This is a genomic window from Streptomyces clavuligerus, from assembly GCF_005519465.1.
GTDB lineage: Bacteria > Actinomycetota > Actinomycetes > Streptomycetales > Streptomycetaceae > Streptomyces > Streptomyces clavuligerus.
Map to the genome: position 1 here is coordinate 4807448 of NZ_CP027858.1, position 15278 is coordinate 4822725.

Below are 15278 nucleotides of genomic sequence, written 5' to 3' on the forward strand. Positions count from 1 at the left end.
TCAGCCGGGGTGGGGTGAGCGGTGGTCGATCCAATCCTGGGCGGTGTCGGCCATGGCCTGGAGCCAGGTCTGGTCGGGGTAATTGTCCGCGCGGTGGCGGAACATGCGGAGGTTGGCTCTGGCGAAGGCGTCGATGTGCCGGGGGTCTGCTTTTGCCCAGGACGGGCACGCCGAGACGAGGTCTTCCGCCGCTGCCGGGGTGTGCCCGGCGGCGATGAGCTGGAGCGCCAGGATTGAGGGGTCGACGAAGGCGGCGCCGCGGGTCGGCCAGGACCAGTCGACGGCCCATGCGCCGTCCGCGCCCACGAGGAAGTTGCCGGGCGCCACGTCTCCGTGGATGAGGGTGTCGCCCTGGAAGAGCCGGGCCTCCGCCGTGTCGGCGGCGAAGGCGTCCCACCGTGTCTCGTGCCACTCCTCGGCCAGGGCGGGTACGGGGATCTCCTGGATCCGGACGAGCAGGTCGACCACGGCCGGGAGGTCCGGCGAGCCCGGCTCGAAACGGCTCGGCTGCGCCTGAAGTTGCTCGAAGCCGAGGGCCATCCAGCGGCCGTTCTCGGTGTGCCAGCGCAGCCGGGGCGAGACCGACCGGACGGCGTCGTTGATCAGCCGCTCACGGACGAGCGAATCCCGGCGCCCGCCGGGCCGGTTCCGGACCCCCTTGACGAAGAAGCGGCCGAAGCCGCTGTCGATCAGTGCGAGGGCATCGGAGCTGAACCCGCGCTCAGTGGGCCGCATCCGTGCGATGGGCCCCGTGAAGGGCCGGATGAGATTCAGGAAGTCGGAGTCAGGCAGGCATCGAGTCACGCGTCAGGCTCCTCACGGACATCCGCAGGGGGTGGGTGGCCCCGGGCGGCCGGGTGCGGGGTGTGTCCGGCCGGCCGGGGCCGGGGAGCGTGGCGGGTGCGTTGCGCGCGCTCCCTCTTCCTCCCGGTGCGGCCGGGAGGGGTCTGGGTGTGTCGGTCCTTTCAGGTGGTGGGGGGCTGGAGTGGGGGTGGGTCCCAGGCGACGCAGAGGTAGCCGAGACCGAGGAGTATGAGGGCGGCGCAGTGGCGGAGGCGGCGGTTCATGGGGTCAGGCCGCTGACCGTCGACTGTCGGCTGAGGGCGTTGCGGGTGGCGAGGGCCGGGGTGAGCTGTTCGGCCGTGGTGGGGCGGCGGGTGGCTGTGAGGTCCGCGTCCCATTCGATGCCGCCGCGCAGGGGGCGCAGGGCGTAGTGGGTCTCGTAGACCTCCATGACCTCGCCGAGGATCTGCCGCGTGGGGTCGAACGCAATTTCCCCTACGCGGAGTTTGCCGCTGTGACCAGGCATGACGCTTCCTCTCTGTAGCTACGTCGCTACCGGGTGGCATCAGCGTGGACTAGAGTCGGAAGAGCTTTCAACTTAGTAGGACCGCTACATAAGTTGGTGGGGGCCATGGCCAATCGAAAAGAACTCAACCCCAACGCCAGTCCACAAGCAGCCTTCGGCTGGCGAATTCGCATCTCGCGCGAGGCGAGGGGCTGGCGGCAGGAAGATCTCGCCGTGCGAATGAAGTTCTCGGCACCGCAGATCTCGACCGTGGAAACTGGTCGCAAGATGGCTACCTTGCGTTTTGCGCGAAGGGCCGATGTCGCCTTCGGATTCGCAGGTACGCCCGAATCGTTCGAGCGTCAGTACCACGAGATGAAACACGGAGTCCTGATGGAGGGCTTCGAGGACTATCTGAAGCAGGAGGCCCGGGCGGCGGAGGTCCGGCTGTTCGAGGTGGGACTGATTCCCGGAGTGCTTCAGACCGAGGAGTACGCGCGGGTGCTCGCCGAATCCGCCGTGCAGCGCGGGGAGGTCACGCCCGAGAAGGCCGCCGAGCGAGTGGAGTTCTTGATAAAGCGGCAGGCCGCGCTGGTGCGCACCATGCCGCCGATGCTGATCGCGGTGCTGGACGAGAGCTGTATCCGGCGGCCGGTCGGCGAGTCCGGGGTGATGGACCGGCAGTTGGCCCACCTCGTCGAGTTCGCCCAGCGGCCCAACACCGTGTTGCACATGGCCCCCTACGCCATAGGGGAACGCCGTCCGTTCGACCGATCGGTCAATCTGCTGACCATGTCCGATCGATCCGTGCTCTCGTACGTCGAATCGCAGACTCAAGGACATCTGGACCGGGAGATCACTACTGTGGTGCCGCTGGTGAGGGCCTACCATCAGTTGCAGGCCGAAGCGCTCTCCCAGGCGGACTCCGTAGACACGATCGACCAGGTGCGAAAGGGCGTCTTGTGATGATCACGACCGAATCCCCCATCCTGCGGTGGGTCAAGTCCTCGTACAGCAACAACGGTGGTACCTGTGTGGAGTGGGCGCCCGGGTACGCGTCCGCGACCGGTGTGGTCCCCGTCCGGGACAGCAAGCAGCGCACCGGTCCGGTGCTGATGGTCTCCGTCGACGCGTTCGCGGGGCTCGTCCGGATCGCCCGCGGGACCGGCCTCTAGGCCGTTTCCGACGGCTGCACGCGACCGGGCCCGGCGGGGGAGTTCCCGCCGGGCCCGGTCGTGTACGGGAGGGGCTACGGGGCCGGTGAGTCCGACGGCTTGGCCGTCACCGTCTTGGACTCCCCGCATTCGAGCAGGGCCGCCAGCGTCGCGCCCGGACCTTCGGGGCGCGCCGCGTTCATCCGGTCCCGGCAATCCATCAGGGACAGGTGGAAGAGCAGCAGCTCGGAGTGGGTGAACGAGGCGGACGACGTCGCGGCGTCCCGTGGGCCGTCCACGGTGGCGATCGCGCTGAACTGCGCGAACTCATCGCGCCTGAGATCGTCGGCGCACCTGCCGAGCGGGTCGTGGTCGTTCCCGGCGGCCATCAGGTTGTGGATGGCGATCTCGCCGTTCGGTGTCACGTTGGCGAACTCCCCGGCGGTGTCGAGCCGTCCGAACGCGAACGGAGCGAGCATCATGCCGGTGCAGTTCACCAGCTCGTCGACCTCGTGGCTGATCCGGTCGGCGTCCCTGGGTGTGATCTCGCCGGTGTAGATCTCCCCCGCCACCTGCTCCGGGTCCTTGACGACGACCTGCCCCTCGAACGAGTTGCGGCCCACGAACAGCGCGTTGCCCCTGATGATGATCGTGTTCGCGATGAAGCGGTTGCCCTCGTAGACGCCACCGGCCAGATTGATGGTGCCGCCGCGGACGTTGAAGGTGTTGCCGAGGTACAGATGCTCCGCCTGATAGTCGGCGAACGTCTCGCCGCTGATGTTGAGGGCGGCACGTTCGACTCCGCAGTCCCAGTACTGCCGACTGGCGACGTTGAGGCTCCGCGCGTTGAAGCAGTTGCCCGCGAACATGCTCGCACCTCCCTCCACCACGTACTCCCCGTCGAACGTCTGGGTCGTCGGCGCCATACCCTCACCCGTCTGGGCCGGAGGGGCGGTCTGGGCCGGTGTGGAGGTCATGGGGGTGGACTCGTCGGCCTGCGCGGCGGGGGCGGTCAGCAGCCCGCCGACCGTCATGGCCAGCGTCACGCCGACCGTCATCACGAGGTGTCTGGCTGATCCAGCCTTGCTCATGTCGGTGTCCCTTCGCAGTGTGTCGCGCGGGAATGCGGGCCCGCTCAAGGGCGGGCCGCCCATGTCGTTCGGGACGATACTTTCCGCGCACCGGTCCCGCAGGCGAACCGATTGTCCTACGGAATACCTACGCAACTTCCGCGCTAACGGGGCGACGCCCAGCCGAAGACGGTCCCCGGGATGCCGTCCTCATGGCGGGCGTCGTCGGTCACGGTGAGCCGGACCGTTCCGTCCGTTCCGGTCGCGTCGATCTCGACGACCACCGAGGACACCCCGCTCCGCCCCCGTACCGCCCCCAGCGCGTCCCGCAGGGCCGCCAGCAGGCCCCGCGCGGCGCTCTCGCCGACGAGGGTGTCCACCGCGCCCCGGAAGCGGACCGAGGGGCGCAGGCCGAGCACCGCCGCCATGGCCGATGTCTCGCGCAGGACGCGGGCGCGGAGGCCCACCGGGGCCTCGCACGGGGGCTGTTGGAGCGCGATGATCGCCGTGCGGACCTCCTGGATCGTGGAGTCCAGTTCGTCGACGGCGCGCGCCAGGAGTTCATCGGCGCCGGGGTCGGCGGCGCGGCGGCGGGTCGACTCCAGCATCATCTCCGTCGCGAACAGCCGCTGCACCACCAGGTCGTGCAGATCGCGGGCGATCCGGTCGCGGTCCTCGTACACCGCGAGCCGTTCCCGGTCCTGCTGGGCGTCCGCGAGCACCAGCGCCAACGCCGCCTGGGAGGCGAACGTCGTCGCCAGCCGGCGTTCGACGGCCGTGTACGGGCGGCCGTGGCGGACGCGGGGGAGGGCGAGGGTGCCGAGCAGACGGCCGCCGCTCTGGAGCGGGAGCATCATCGACGGGCCGAAGCGGCCGCGGACCGGGGTCGTCATCCGGGGGTCGGTCGCCGAGTCCTCGACGAACACCGGCTCCCCGCCCAGGAGCTGCGCCAGGACCGGCGAACCGGGCGCGATCACCGTTCCGACGATGGCCTCCGGGTCCTCGGGGCCGGACGCCACCACGATCTCCATCCCGCCGTCGGCGGTCGGCTGGAGCACCACCCCCGCCGCCGCGTCCGCGAGCATCCGCGCCTGCTCGGCGACGGTCGTCAGCGCGTCCTGCGGGCTGACCCCCGTCAGCAGCGCGTTCGTCACCGCCGCCGCGCCCGCGATCCACCGCTCCCGCTGCCGCGCGGTCTCGTACAGACGCGCGTTGCCGATCGCGATCCCCGCCTGGGAACCGAGCACCCGCACCACCGCGAGATCGTCCTCCGTGAACGTGCCGTCCCGTTTCCCGGAGAGGCAGAGCGCGCCGATCACCCCGTTCTCCGCGTGGACCGGGACGCCGATCGCATCCCGGCTCCCCGGGCGGCCGGAGGGGACATGGGCACCGGCCGCCGCCATGGCGCGGGCGAGCTGACCAGCGGGGGCGGCGGCGGTGCCCGCGCCGGAGGTGAAGAGCCGGCTGAGCGTGCCGCGCTCCGGGTCGATCACGCCGAGCGCGCCGTGCCGGGCGCCGGTCAGCCCGGTGGCGGTGTCGACGAGCCGCTGGAGCGTGGCCGCGAGGCCGAGGCCGTTCCCGGCGCCGAGCACGGCCTCCAGGAGCCGGGGGAAACGGGGCTCCCCACGGTCATTCCCGTGCCCGCTTTCGTTCCCGCTTTCGTGCCCGTTCCCGTCCCCGCTTTCGTTCCCGTGCCCGTTCCCGCTCCCGTGCCCGTGCTCGGGGCGGGTCACCCGGCCGGGGACCGGCGGCGGCTCACTCCTCGACCTCCGTCAGCGGGTCGAAGGCCAGCGGCTTGACGTTCCCCTCCAGCATCGCGCCCAGCCCCAGCACCGCGCACACGTCCGGCCGGTCCGCGATCCGCACGGGCATCCCCGTCGCGTCCCGCAGCATCTGGTCGAAACCGGGGAGCAGCGCGCTTCCGCCGACCATGGTGATCCCCCGGTCCGCGAGGTCCGCGACCAGATCCGGCGGGCAGTCCCGGAGCACCTTCCCGATGCCGTCGATGACGGAGGTGAGTGGCGTGTGGATGGCGTTGCGCACGGCGGCGGTGTCCACCTGTACGGAACGGGCCAGTCCGGTGGCCACGTCCCGGCCGTGGATCTCCGTCGACTCCGGACCGTGCGAGTGCAGCCCGTTCCCGTGCAGCGCGAGCTGGAGCGGACGGACCGACTGGCTCGGCAGCAGCAGCTCGTGCTGGGTGCGCAGATGCTGGATCACCGCGTTGTCGATCGCGTTGCCGCCGACGGGGATGCGCTCGGCGGTGACGATCGAACCCAGGGAGAGGACCGCGAGCTGTGTCGTGGCCGCGCCGGAGACGACGATCATGGTGGCGGTGGGCTGCTCCACGGGGAGTCCGCAGCCGACGGCGGCGGCGATCAGCGTGTCCACCAGCTCCACCCGGCGGGCCCCCAGGCCCACCAGCGTCTCCACGGACGCGCGCTGCGCGAGCGGGTCGCTCAGATGGGGGGTGCAGGCGGCGGCCCGCAGCCGGGGCTTGCGGCGGAGCTGGCGGCGCAGCTTCTCGCCGAGGAGGTGGCGGATCATCCGCTGCGCCATCTCGATGTCGACGACGGTGCCGCCGGAGATGGGGCGGACCACCCGGATGTACTCGGGGGTGCGGCCGGTCATCTTCTCGGCGAGCGCGCCGACGGCGATCAGCGCGCCGCTGCGGATGTTCACGGCGGCGACGCTCGGCTCGTCCACGACGAGCCCCACGCCCTTGACATAGACCCTGGTACGGGCCGCGCCCAGATCGACGGCGATATGGCAGCGGCGGAGCTGGTCAAGACTGACGGTCACGGCGGTCCTCCCGGGTGCGGTCCCTGAAGGCATCGTCCGGCGGGGGGTGCGGCGGCGCGCGCTGAGTGGGCCGCACGGGGGGTGCGGGGGCGGGTGGACGGCTGACATTCCGCCAGATGACGGTGTGTCGCTTGACCCGGCGCGGGTCCGTGGCCCCTCGGCGCGGTGCCGTCGTCGCCCGGATGGCGGTGCGGTCGGGTACCGGACGGTGGTGCGGTCGGGTACTGGGCGGCGGTGCCGTCGTGTCCCCTGGCGGCGGTGGCGCCGTGCCCCGGACGGTGGTGCCGTCGTGGCCCGGACGGCCGTGGCCTCCTGTCCCGGGCGGCGGTGTGGCCGTCCGGGTCAGACGAGCCGCTGGAACAGGCCCCAGGTGAACTCCGCGACCGCCCGGCCGCCGCCCTCCGGCAGCGTCAGCGCGAGCTGGGAACGGGTCGGGGCGGAGCCCTGCATCGGGGTCGCGGGCGGAAAGGCGCGGGCCGCCTCGTCGACCGTGCAGCTCCACGGAGTCAGATCGGCGGCGGTGCGCAGTCCGGGGCCGGGGGCGCCGGGGGCCCGAATCAGCCAGGCGTTCCACACGCCGCCGCCGCGCGTCGCGGACAGCACCTCGAAGCGCAGATCCGGCCAGAGCGGCACCGGCCAGCGCAGTGCCTCGTACTCCAGGTCGCCGGTGCGGCGGCGTTCCCGGTGCTCCGGTTCGCCCAGCGCGGCGCGGTAGCGGCCGAGCGGGCTGCGGCCCCCGGACGCGTGTGCCATCGCCTGCCAGCGGCGGTTCGCCTCCCGCATCCGGGCGGCGGACGCCCCCAGCTCACGGCGGGCGTCCTCCACCAGCCCGGGATGGAAATCGGCCATCCGGCGGAGCAGCACGAGCTGGAAGTCGAGTGGCCCGAAAGGGGTGGTCGTCGCCATGGCTGCCATCCTGCCGCCGCGACGGGGCCCGGCGCTCCGTTTCCGGCGGCCGGGGCCATCGGTCAGGGCCGCTGCCCTCCGCCGTGCCCGGCGCCCGGTCGGCCGTGCCCGGCATCGGCCGCTGGGGTGCGGCTCCGCGCGGGGTGGGCCGCCGGGTGTCCGCCGCCCGGCGGCGATCCGTTCCTCGGTCGGCGCGGACGGCTCGTCGCTCGGCCTGCGGCTGCGGCACCGGCTTTCGGCGCTGCGGGGCGCGCCCGGGGCCCTTGACCCGTGCCCGGTTCCCGGGGGCGTCGGTCGGCCCGGTTCCCCCGGCGGCGGTGGCCCTCGGGCGCCCTGGGCCGGGCCCCTCCGCCGTGTCCGGTGCCCCAAGCGGCCCGGGGCCGTCCGTCAGTGCCGCTGCCCCAAGCGGCAAGGGCGGCGGCCTTCCACCGTGCCCGGTACCTGGGGCCCGGGGGCGTCAGCCGGCCCCGTTCCCTCTCGGCGGCGGCTCCTCGCCGAGCATCCGCAGCAGCAGGTCCCGCAGGGTCCTCCGCTCCTCCTCCGAGAGGCGGCCCAGGGGCTCCCGCGCGAAGTCCAGCGACTCCCGCAGGCCGCTCACCGTGCTCGCGCCCGCCTCCGTCGCGGCGGCGAGCTTGACCCGGCGGTCGCCCGGGTCGGGGCGGCGCTCCACCAGGCCGCGCAGCTCCAGCCGGTCGACGATGCCGGTGATGTTGGACGGCTCGCACTTCATCCGCTGGGCGATCCGGCGCATGGGCATCGGCTCCATCGTGAGCAGACCCAGCACCTTCGCCTGGGCGCCCGTGAGCGCGTACCCGGCCGCCGCCTGGTCGTACTCCGCCGTGTAGCGGGACACGACCGTGCCGATGAGGTCGATGACGTCGAGGGTGAGCTGATCGGGACGGGCCCCCGGGCCCGGGCGGGGGGCCGAGGGGGTGTCCGGGCGTGGGCTGCTGGCCATGACACTCAGCGTACTCCGTTACTTGACAACATGAAATATCTAGGCGCATGGTTGTTTCAGGTAGTGAAGCAATTTGAGGAGGCCACACCGTCATGTCCGCACTTCCCGCGACCGGTCGTGAATGGCATCTCGTCGCCCGTCCCCACGGCTGGCCCACAGCGGAGGACGCCGCCCTGCGCGAGGTTCCGGTGACCGAGCCCGCCGAAGGCACGGTCCTGGTGCGCAACCAGTACTTCTCGGTCGACCCGTACATGCGCGGCCGGATGAACGACGTGAAGTCCTACATCCCGCCGTTCCAGATCGACCGGCCCATGGAGGGCGGCGCCGTCGGTGAGGTCATCGCCTCCGCCGCCGAGGGCATCGCCGTCGGCGACCACGTCCTCACCTTCCATGGCTGGCGCGAATACGCCCAGGTCCCGGCCGCGCAGGCGACCAAGGTCGACCCCTCGCTGGCGCCGCTCTCCGCCTATCTCGGTGTGCTCGGCATGCCCGGCCTCACCGCGTACGCGGGCCTCTTCGAGGTCGGCGGCTTCAAGGAGGGCGACGCCGTCTTCGTCTCCGGCGCGGCGGGCGCGGTCGGCAGCCTCGTCGGCCAGATGGCCCGGATCAAGGGCGCCTCGCGCGTCATCGGCTCGGCGGGCTCCGACGACAAGGTCAAGCGCCTCGTCGAGGAGTACGGCTTCGACGCCGCGTTCAACTACAAGAACGGCCCGGTCGGCGAGCAGCTCCAGCAGGCCGCCCCCGGCGGCATCGACGTCTACTTCGACAACGTCGGCGGCGAGCACCTCGAAGCCGCGATCAACTCGCTCAAGCCCTTCGGCCGGGCCGTCCTCTGCGGCATGATCTCGCTCTACAACGAGACCGAGCCGCAGCCGGGACCGAGCAACCTGATGCAGGTCATCGGGAAGCGGCTGCGCCTGGAGGGCGTGCTCGTCGGCGACCACCAGGGCCTCCAGCCGCAGTTCGTGCGGGAGGTCGCCGGGTGGATCGCCTCCGGTGAGCTGACCTACGGCGAGACCGTCGTCGAGGGCATCGAGCACGGCTTCGGCGCGTTCCTCGACATGATGAAGGGCCAGAACACCGGCAAGATGGTCGTCAAGGTCTGAGACACCGTCAAAGCCTGAGACGTCCGAGGCGCGGGAAGAGGCCCGTTCCCCCCACCACCGGTGAGGGGAACGGGCCTCTTCCGCTACCGCGTCAGCCTGCCAGCAAGGCCCGGCCCACCTGCGAGAACGCGCCCTTCGGGTGATCCCGGAAGAGCGGCTGCGTGCCGAACAGCGTCACCGGGACACCGCTCGCCGACGTGCCGCTGACGACCGACGGCCTGCCCGCCGCGTCCGCCGGGCCGCCGGTGCCGTCCGCGTTCGGCCGCCAGTGGCCCGAGAGCAGCGGATTGCCGCCCGCGTAGGACTGGTCGACCCGCACCCCCGCACCCAGGCCGGTGAACCACATCGGGGCGTACACGAACGAGTGCGCCTGCGCGCCACCGGTGATCGCGCCGCCCGCGTTCACGACCCGCACCACGCCGTTGGCGTCCGCGTTGCCGGGCACGGCCGTGGCCTGGAGCAGACCCGCCGCCGAGGTGAACGCGGAGCCGCCCGCGCCCAGGCCGACCACGCCGACGCCGCTCGCCGCGAAGGCCGCGCGCGCGGCGGGCGTCAGGGACGCGTGGCTCAGACCCGTCGAGACCATCAGGGCGTCCACGGAGCCCCAGTCGAAGCCCGCGTTGAGGACCGCCGTCGACACGGGCACCACGTCGAAGCCCATCTCCCGCAGCGCGAACAGCTCGCCCGCCGTGACGGCCGCCGCCACCCGGGTCCGCTCCAGCGGGGCGGTGCCCCGCTCCCACGTCGCCGAGAACCGCACCCCGAGCCGCTGCGCCAGCGCCGCCGCCCGCCGGTGCGCGGACGCCGGGACGACGGCCGCGCCGTCAGCCGTGCGCCGGACCGCGACACCCTCCTTGAGCAGGGCGTTCACCGCCTCCAGCTCCTTGGGGTCGGACAGCTCCAGCCGCATCGGCACCCCGCGCGGGGCGACCTGGCCGGTGGGGGCGGCGGCGCTCACCGTACGGCTCGGCACCCGCAGCTCGCCGCGCTCGGCGCGGGCCACCGTGGCGCCCCACAGCCGGCCGAGACTCCAGCCGGATATGTCGTACATCGTCGATACGTCGGCGCTGATGTCCCGGCCGTCCGCGAGCATCACATTGGCGATGCCGCGCTTGGGCTGACGCATGTCCACCACATACGAACCGGCGGGATACGTCCGGCCGTCCAGCCGGAACGGGGTCAGGGCCCGCTCCACCCGGACATCGTTCGCGATCAAGTGGTCCACGAGCCGGGCCGCCGCCACCGCGCTGCGCTGGCCCGTGCCGGAGGGAATCACATACGCGCGCGGGAAGGTCGCCGTGTAGACGTCCTCGGGGCCGATCCCCGGCACACCGGGCACCGTCTCCGGGGAGACCGGCCGCTGCGCCTCACCGGCCGCGCCGCGCCGGAAGGTCTCGATCTGGTCGGCGATCACGGAGGAACGGTGCGTCCGGGTGTAGTCGAGGGCCGCCCGCATGGTGGCGCCCGCGATATCGGTGTTGATCACGGCCCGGCGGCGCAGCTCCGCCTCGGGCAGCGTGTCGTAGGCCCGGTTGTTGACCGTCATCGGGAACTCGATGGTGTGCGAGGCCACCGCGCCCTGGAACGGCATGTACTGCGGGGTGAAGATCGGTGGCCAGTCGTCCCAGCCCTCCTCCCAGTCCCGGAACGGGATCTCCGCCGGGAGCACACCGTCCTTCGCCTCCGTGTAGCCGAGGGCGTTGACGGCCTTCTCCATGCCCAGCGCGTTGGCGTAGGCGTTCTTCAGGAACAGGTCGTACTCGTAGTTCTCGCCGTGCGGCGGGGTCGTCGGCTCGATCAGCGTGCCGTTGACATAGCCGTGCAGATCGAGCATCACGGCGGGCTGCTTGTCGATGGCGAGCTTCCGGATCGCCCGGCTCTCCGGCTGGGTCGCCGTGATGAAGTCCCGGTTGAGGTCGAAGCCGTTGGCGTTGGCCCGCGTGCCCGCCACCCGGCCGTCCGGGTTGGCGGTCACATTCAGATAGATCCGGTTCTTCGCCAGCAGATCCCTGGTCCTGGCGTCGTTGGCGCGCGCCAGCTCCTCGATGAGCTTGAGGGCGGCGTCCGTGCCCTCCCACTCGTTCCCGTGGATGTTGTTGTTGATGAAGATCGGCGTCTTGTACGAGGAGGCGATCCGGCGGTCGCGCGCCGCCGACGCAGGGGAGTTCTCGATCCGCTCCCGCATCCGCTCCTGCTCGCGCACCGTGGACGCGCTCTCCGGCGCGGTGACGGTGACGAGATACAGCTCCCGCCCACTGGCGGACTTTCCGGCGATCTCCACACTGACCCGGTCGCCCAGCTTCTGGAGGGCGTTGAGCCGGGGCGCGATGGAGTGGTACGGGACCAGGCCGAGCTTGATGGACTTGTCGGCGGCGTTGACGGGCGGGACCGTGAGGGCGGTGCGCCGGGGGTAGGCGGCGTCGTCCCGGCCGCCGGAGTGGGACCGTCCGCTCAGCGCCTCGGTGGCGGCGGACAGCGGGGCCCGGGTGAGGACGGAGTCCGCGTTGCCCCGGTCGCGTACCGGGTGCGGGCTCTTCTCCTTCGCGTTCTTGTGGTCGGTGCCGGGGATGGAGCCGGGGACGGCGGTCGCGGGAGCCGGTGCCAGCAGTACGGCCGTCGCGAGTGCGGCGGTGGCGACCAGAGTGGATCTGGGTATGCCCATGCGTGAAAACCTCCGGGGGCGTCGGGGTCGGACCGCCGGGACTCCGCCCCCGCCCGGAAGCACGGAACCACAGAGTCCGGGAGCGGAATCACGCCGATCGCTGAGGCAGGGTTTACCTGGCCGGATCACCAGGAATCAAGGGGTTGCTTTTTTGCGACACCGTGGTGACACGAGTCCAGGGATGCCGATCGGGCCACCCGATAGGGTGAGCCCATGCGTGATCTAGGGGTGGGTTTCGGCTATGTGATGAAGGGCCAGCGCTGGGTCGGCACCCATGGCCGCTGGTTCGGTTTCGGTCTGCTGCCGGGCCTGGTGACCCTGGTCCTGTACGGGGCGGTCCTCCTCGGGCTGCTCCACGGCGGCACCGATCTGGTGGCCTGGTCCACCGGTTTCGCCGACGACTGGTCCTCGCCCTGGCTCGGGCTCTTCCGGGGCTTTCTCCTCGCACTCCTGTGGATACTGGCGCTCTTCCTCTCGGTGATCACCTTCACGGCGGTGACCCTGCTGGTGGGGCAGCCGTTCTACGAGTCGCTCTCCGAGCAGGTCGACCGGAGCGAGAGCGGCCACGCCCCCGAGTCGGGCCGTCCGTTCTGGACCGATCTGTGGATCTCCGCGCGGGACTCGCTGCGGATCGTGATCCGGGTCGGCCTCTACGGTGTGCTGCTCTTCGCGGCCGGATTCATTCCGGTGGTCGGGCAGACCGTCGTCCCCGTGCTCGGTTTCTGTGTCACCGGCTACTTCCTCACCGAGGAACTGGCCGCCATCGCGCTCCAGCGGCGCGGGGTGGACCTGAAGGAGCGGCTGCGGCTGCTGCGCGGGCGGCGGCTGCTGACGCTCGGCTTCGGGGTGCCGCTGGCGGGCGCCTTCCTGATCCCGTTCGTCGCGGTGCTCCTGATGCCCGGCGCGGTGGCCGGGGCGACGATGATGGCGCGCGAGCTGGTGCCGGACGAGGAGGTGCGCGGTCCGGGGGCACCGGTCCCGGGCGGCAATCCGCCCGAGGCCCTGGGATCGGCGCCGGGCTCCCCGTACGCGTCCGGCGACCACGGCAAGGGACACGATCACGGCCACGGTCGGGGACACGGCTCCGGGCACGGCCCCGTGGCGGGCAACCCGTACGCCGGAGGCTGACGGCGGCCGACCGGGGGTCCCCGGGGCCGCGCCGGGCCCCTCGGGGGCGGGTGGCTCGATCCCGGGCCACTCAAGGGCCGGTCGCTCGATCCCGGGCCGCTCAAGGGCCGTTCCACTCAAGCCCGGGCCGCTCGGCGCTGGCCGCTCAAGCCCGGGGTGCTCGGCGCCGGACCGTCGGGCCACGGGTCCGCCGGGCCACCGCCGGTCGGGTCCGGGTCCAGGTCCAGGTCCGGGTCCGTCAGGCGTATCCGTCCGGGTCCAGCGGGAGCCGGGCGCCCCGGCTCTGGGCGATCCGGTGGACGTTCCGCAGCGCCTCGGTCACCTGGGCGAGCGTCTGCCGGAGCTGATCCGGCGGCACCTCGTCCTCCGCGAGCAGTTCGTCCGCGTGGTCGAGCAGATCACCCGCGAGACCGAGCTGCACACTCTCGATGGTGTCGGCGACCCGCGAGATATAGCCACTGCCGTCGCTGTCCAGATAGCAGGGTTTCCCCTCGGGGGTCGACCAGGGCAGCAGCCGGGCCTCGTGCGGACCTCCGCCGCTCATCGGCGCCGCCCTTCACCCGTGTACCGGGGCATGACTGGTCTCCGTTCTGCCGTGGCACCAGAACGCTACCCCTGGCCGGACACCGGGGAACCATGATCGGGCCCTTGGGCGGGACGGAGGTCAGCCGATTCGTTTCAGCAGGTCGTCGCGGTCCAGGAGGGTCCGGCGCGCCGCCGGACCCCCTCCGGTACCCGGGTCCTTCGGCGGTCAGGACCCGACCGCGACCCGGATGATCTCCCGCACCTGGGCCAGGATGTCCTGCCGGTTCCTCAGGAACTCCGGGTCCGTGATCTCCGCCGTGTTGCCCGCGCCGAACCGCAGCACCGGCGTGTGCACATGGCCGCCCGGAACGTCGAGTCCCAGCCGGTCCCGCAGCAGCGTCGCCCGGTAGGCGATCTCGTTCGACAGATAGTCACCGCCCGCGCCCACCACGGCCGTGGACCCCGGCGTCGGCCCGTCCGGGCGGACCACCGGCGCCGTGCCGCCCGCCGGGATCTCCGTCACCTGGGCGTTGTCGTACACCGGGAAACGGCCCGTGGGCACGGCGGTGATCGCCGCCGCCGGAAGCGTGGACGAGGTCCACTGCGGCTGCGTGGCCGGATCGCTCACCGGGACCGTCTCCCGCCGGGAGATGTTGTCGTTGTCCAGGCTGCCGCCGCGCCAGGCGCCGTTGGTCCGTTCGATGTCGAACCGCTCCGGGCGGCCCTGGCTCACCGTCGTGAAGAGATCGGCCTCCGGCAGCCGCTCGCGCAGCGCCCGTTCGACCATCCCGTCCGCGAAGTCCTGCCAGCGGACGGGGAACACCGCCGTCTCGATCCGCGCGTACCCCGCCGCCGTACGGATCACCGTGCCGTCGAGCGCCAGCGCGTTCGCGCCGGACGGGTTGCTGATCCGGATGTCCCGGTCCAGGGTGAACGGGTCGAAACCGGTCACCACGACCCGCTTCAGCGGCTTGCCCCGGTGGGTGGCCCGGTCGGCGCCAGGGAAGTCCATCGAGTCATGGCCGCGCGAGGCCCGTTCCAGGGAACCCAGCAGGGCCGCCCGCCGCTGCTCGGACAGCGGGAACGCGGGCTGCCACTGGCGCAGCTCCCGGGTCATTCCCAGGCGCGCCCAGTACAGCGGGCGGTCGTCGTCCCGGCTCAGGTCCCCCAGCGCGGGGCCGCGCCCCTGCGCCCGGTCCACGGCGCGCTCCCAGAGGGCGGACGCGTGGCGGTCCACGGTCCGGCGCGCCGCCTGATACGAGCCGGCCCGGTCCAGCGCGCGGGCGAACTCCGGGGCCACGGCGGCGAATCCGCCGCGCCGCAGGATCTCCTGGGGGACGGCCCGGTCGAGGCGGGCCTCCTCCACGGTGGGGGCCGCCACGGCCGTCACGGCCGCCCCGGCGGGTGCGGGCGCGGCGGGCCCGGTCGTGGAGGAGGCCGCCGTGGGGACGGCGAGCGTCAGGGCGGCGGCGAACGCGGTGCCGACGACCACGGTGGCACGGGCGCGTATGGGGGACATCCAGTCATCCTTCCGTCAAGGGGTGGCGGAAGTATCACGTCATGATCCCGTCCTTGACCAGCCCCGACTCCGGTCAGAAGGAGGCCGGTTCGGCCCGTGCGGTTCCCGCACCCGGCGCCGTGGTCCGCCCGTCCCCCGCGCCGTGGCCCGCCCGCGCCCG

Annotated in this window: 14 protein-coding genes; 4 read left to right on the forward strand and 10 right to left on the reverse strand. The window is 72.3% G+C overall.

Annotated features, from left to right (window positions below; genetic code table 11):
* Positions 1-804, reverse strand: a complete 804-nt coding sequence (locus CRV15_RS20215) for a hypothetical protein (RefSeq protein ID WP_003960380.1) — start codon at positions 802-804, stop codon at positions 1-3.
* 259 nt (positions 805-1063) lie between these two features.
* Positions 1064-1309, reverse strand: a complete 246-nt coding sequence (locus CRV15_RS20220) for a hypothetical protein (protein ID WP_003954054.1) — start codon at positions 1307-1309, stop codon at positions 1064-1066.
* A gap of 105 nt (positions 1310-1414) precedes the next feature.
* Here CRV15_RS20220 and CRV15_RS20225 point away from each other — a divergent pair, with 105 nt between their 5' ends.
* Together CRV15_RS20225 and CRV15_RS20230 are read left to right on the forward strand one after the other, a co-directional pair.
* Positions 1415-2254, forward strand: a complete 840-nt coding sequence (locus CRV15_RS20225) for a helix-turn-helix domain-containing protein (protein WP_003954055.1) — start codon at positions 1415-1417, stop codon at positions 2252-2254.
* Positions 2254-2463 carry a DUF397 domain-containing protein gene (locus tag CRV15_RS20230; protein ID WP_003960379.1) on the forward strand — a complete coding sequence of 70 codons (210 nt, stop codon included), beginning with the start codon at positions 2254-2256 and terminating at the stop codon, positions 2461-2463. Before CRV15_RS20225 ends, CRV15_RS20230 begins: the two co-directional genes overlap by 1 nt.
* Before the next feature lie 74 nt (positions 2464-2537).
* Here the strand turns inward: CRV15_RS20230 and CRV15_RS20235 are convergent, their stop codons facing one another.
* The 5 genes from CRV15_RS20235 to CRV15_RS20255 all read right to left on the reverse strand — a co-directional run bounded on the left by CRV15_RS20235 (position 2538) and on the right by CRV15_RS20255 (position 8178).
* Positions 2538-3533, reverse strand: coding sequence for a hypothetical protein (locus CRV15_RS20235; RefSeq protein ID WP_230864109.1), 996 nt, complete (start codon positions 3531-3533; stop codon positions 2538-2540).
* Between the two features lie 143 nt (positions 3534-3676).
* A complete protein-coding gene (locus tag CRV15_RS20240) occupies positions 3677-5113 on the reverse strand; it encodes a sensor histidine kinase (protein WP_044955095.1) in 1437 nt (478 codons plus the stop codon).
* A gap of 154 nt (positions 5114-5267) precedes the next feature.
* Entirely contained in the window at positions 5268-6314 is a 1047-nt protein-coding gene (locus tag CRV15_RS20245; protein ID WP_009996110.1) for a rod shape-determining protein, read from the reverse strand.
* A 342-nt stretch (positions 6315-6656) separates the two neighbouring features.
* Positions 6657-7220: a hypothetical protein gene (locus tag CRV15_RS20250; RefSeq protein ID WP_009996108.1), complete on the reverse strand. Its 564-nt coding sequence runs from the start codon at positions 7218-7220 to the stop codon at positions 6657-6659.
* A 457-nt stretch (positions 7221-7677) separates the two neighbouring features.
* The gene (locus CRV15_RS20255) at positions 7678-8178 is read right to left on the reverse strand and encodes a MarR family winged helix-turn-helix transcriptional regulator (protein ID WP_003954063.1); all 501 of its coding nucleotides are present in this window, start codon (positions 8176-8178) and stop codon (positions 7678-7680) included.
* A gap of 92 nt (positions 8179-8270) precedes the next feature.
* Here CRV15_RS20255 and CRV15_RS20260 point away from each other — a divergent pair, with 92 nt between their 5' ends.
* Positions 8271-9284 (forward strand): NADP-dependent oxidoreductase, encoded by a 1014-nt coding sequence (locus CRV15_RS20260; protein ID WP_003954064.1) that lies wholly within the window; start codon positions 8271-8273, stop codon positions 9282-9284.
* A 91-nt stretch (positions 9285-9375) separates the two neighbouring features.
* On the opposite strand, the gene CRV15_RS20265 is transcribed toward CRV15_RS20260, so the two are convergent.
* The gene (locus tag CRV15_RS20265; protein ID WP_003960376.1) at positions 9376-11946 is read right to left on the reverse strand and encodes a M14 family zinc carboxypeptidase; all 2571 of its coding nucleotides are present in this window, start codon (positions 11944-11946) and stop codon (positions 9376-9378) included.
* A 213-nt stretch (positions 11947-12159) separates the two neighbouring features.
* Here CRV15_RS20265 and CRV15_RS20270 point away from each other — a divergent pair, with 213 nt between their 5' ends.
* Positions 12160-13074, forward strand: coding sequence for an EI24 domain-containing protein (locus CRV15_RS20270; RefSeq protein ID WP_003954067.1), 915 nt, complete (start codon positions 12160-12162; stop codon positions 13072-13074).
* A gap of 238 nt (positions 13075-13312) precedes the next feature.
* Here CRV15_RS20270 and CRV15_RS20275 read toward each other — a convergent pair whose 3' ends face one another.
* Positions 13313-13618: a hypothetical protein gene (locus tag CRV15_RS20275; RefSeq protein ID WP_003954068.1), complete on the reverse strand. Its 306-nt coding sequence runs from the start codon at positions 13616-13618 to the stop codon at positions 13313-13315.
* Between the two features lie 207 nt (positions 13619-13825).
* Positions 13826-15118 (reverse strand): pyroglutamyl-peptidase I, encoded by a 1293-nt coding sequence (locus CRV15_RS20280; protein WP_003954069.1) that lies wholly within the window; start codon positions 15116-15118, stop codon positions 13826-13828.
* Positions 15119-15278: the final 160 nt, after the last annotated feature.

Excerpts from the sequence above, each read along its gene's own strand:
- CRV15_RS20220 (WP_003954054.1), bottom strand. The coding sequence starts at position 1,309 with ATGCCTGGTCACAGCGGCAAACTCCGCGTAGGGGAAATTGCGTTCGAC.
- CRV15_RS20260 (WP_003954064.1), top strand. The coding sequence starts at position 8,271 with ATGTCCGCACTTCCCGCGACCGGTCGTGAATGGCATCTCGTCGCCCGT.
- CRV15_RS20280 (WP_003954069.1), bottom strand. The coding sequence starts at position 15,118 with ATGTCCCCCATACGCGCCCGTGCCACCGTGGTCGTCGGCACCGCGTTC.
- CRV15_RS20235 (WP_230864109.1), bottom strand. The coding sequence starts at position 3,533 with ATGAGCAAGGCTGGATCAGCCAGACACCTCGTGATGACGGTCGGCGTG.
- CRV15_RS20250 (WP_009996108.1), bottom strand. The coding sequence starts at position 7,220 with ATGGCGACGACCACCCCTTTCGGGCCACTCGACTTCCAGCTCGTGCTG.
- CRV15_RS20265 (WP_003960376.1), bottom strand. The coding sequence starts at position 11,946 with ATGGGCATACCCAGATCCACTCTGGTCGCCACCGCCGCACTCGCGACG.
- CRV15_RS20255 (WP_003954063.1), bottom strand. The coding sequence starts at position 8,178 with ATGGCCAGCAGCCCACGCCCGGACACCCCCTCGGCCCCCCGCCCGGGC.
- CRV15_RS20275 (WP_003954068.1), bottom strand. The coding sequence starts at position 13,618 with ATGAGCGGCGGAGGTCCGCACGAGGCCCGGCTGCTGCCCTGGTCGACC.
- CRV15_RS20270 (WP_003954067.1), top strand. The coding sequence starts at position 12,160 with ATGCGTGATCTAGGGGTGGGTTTCGGCTATGTGATGAAGGGCCAGCGC.
- CRV15_RS20230 (WP_003960379.1), top strand. The coding sequence starts at position 2,254 with ATGATCACGACCGAATCCCCCATCCTGCGGTGGGTCAAGTCCTCGTAC.
- CRV15_RS20225 (WP_003954055.1), top strand. The coding sequence starts at position 1,415 with ATGGCCAATCGAAAAGAACTCAACCCCAACGCCAGTCCACAAGCAGCC.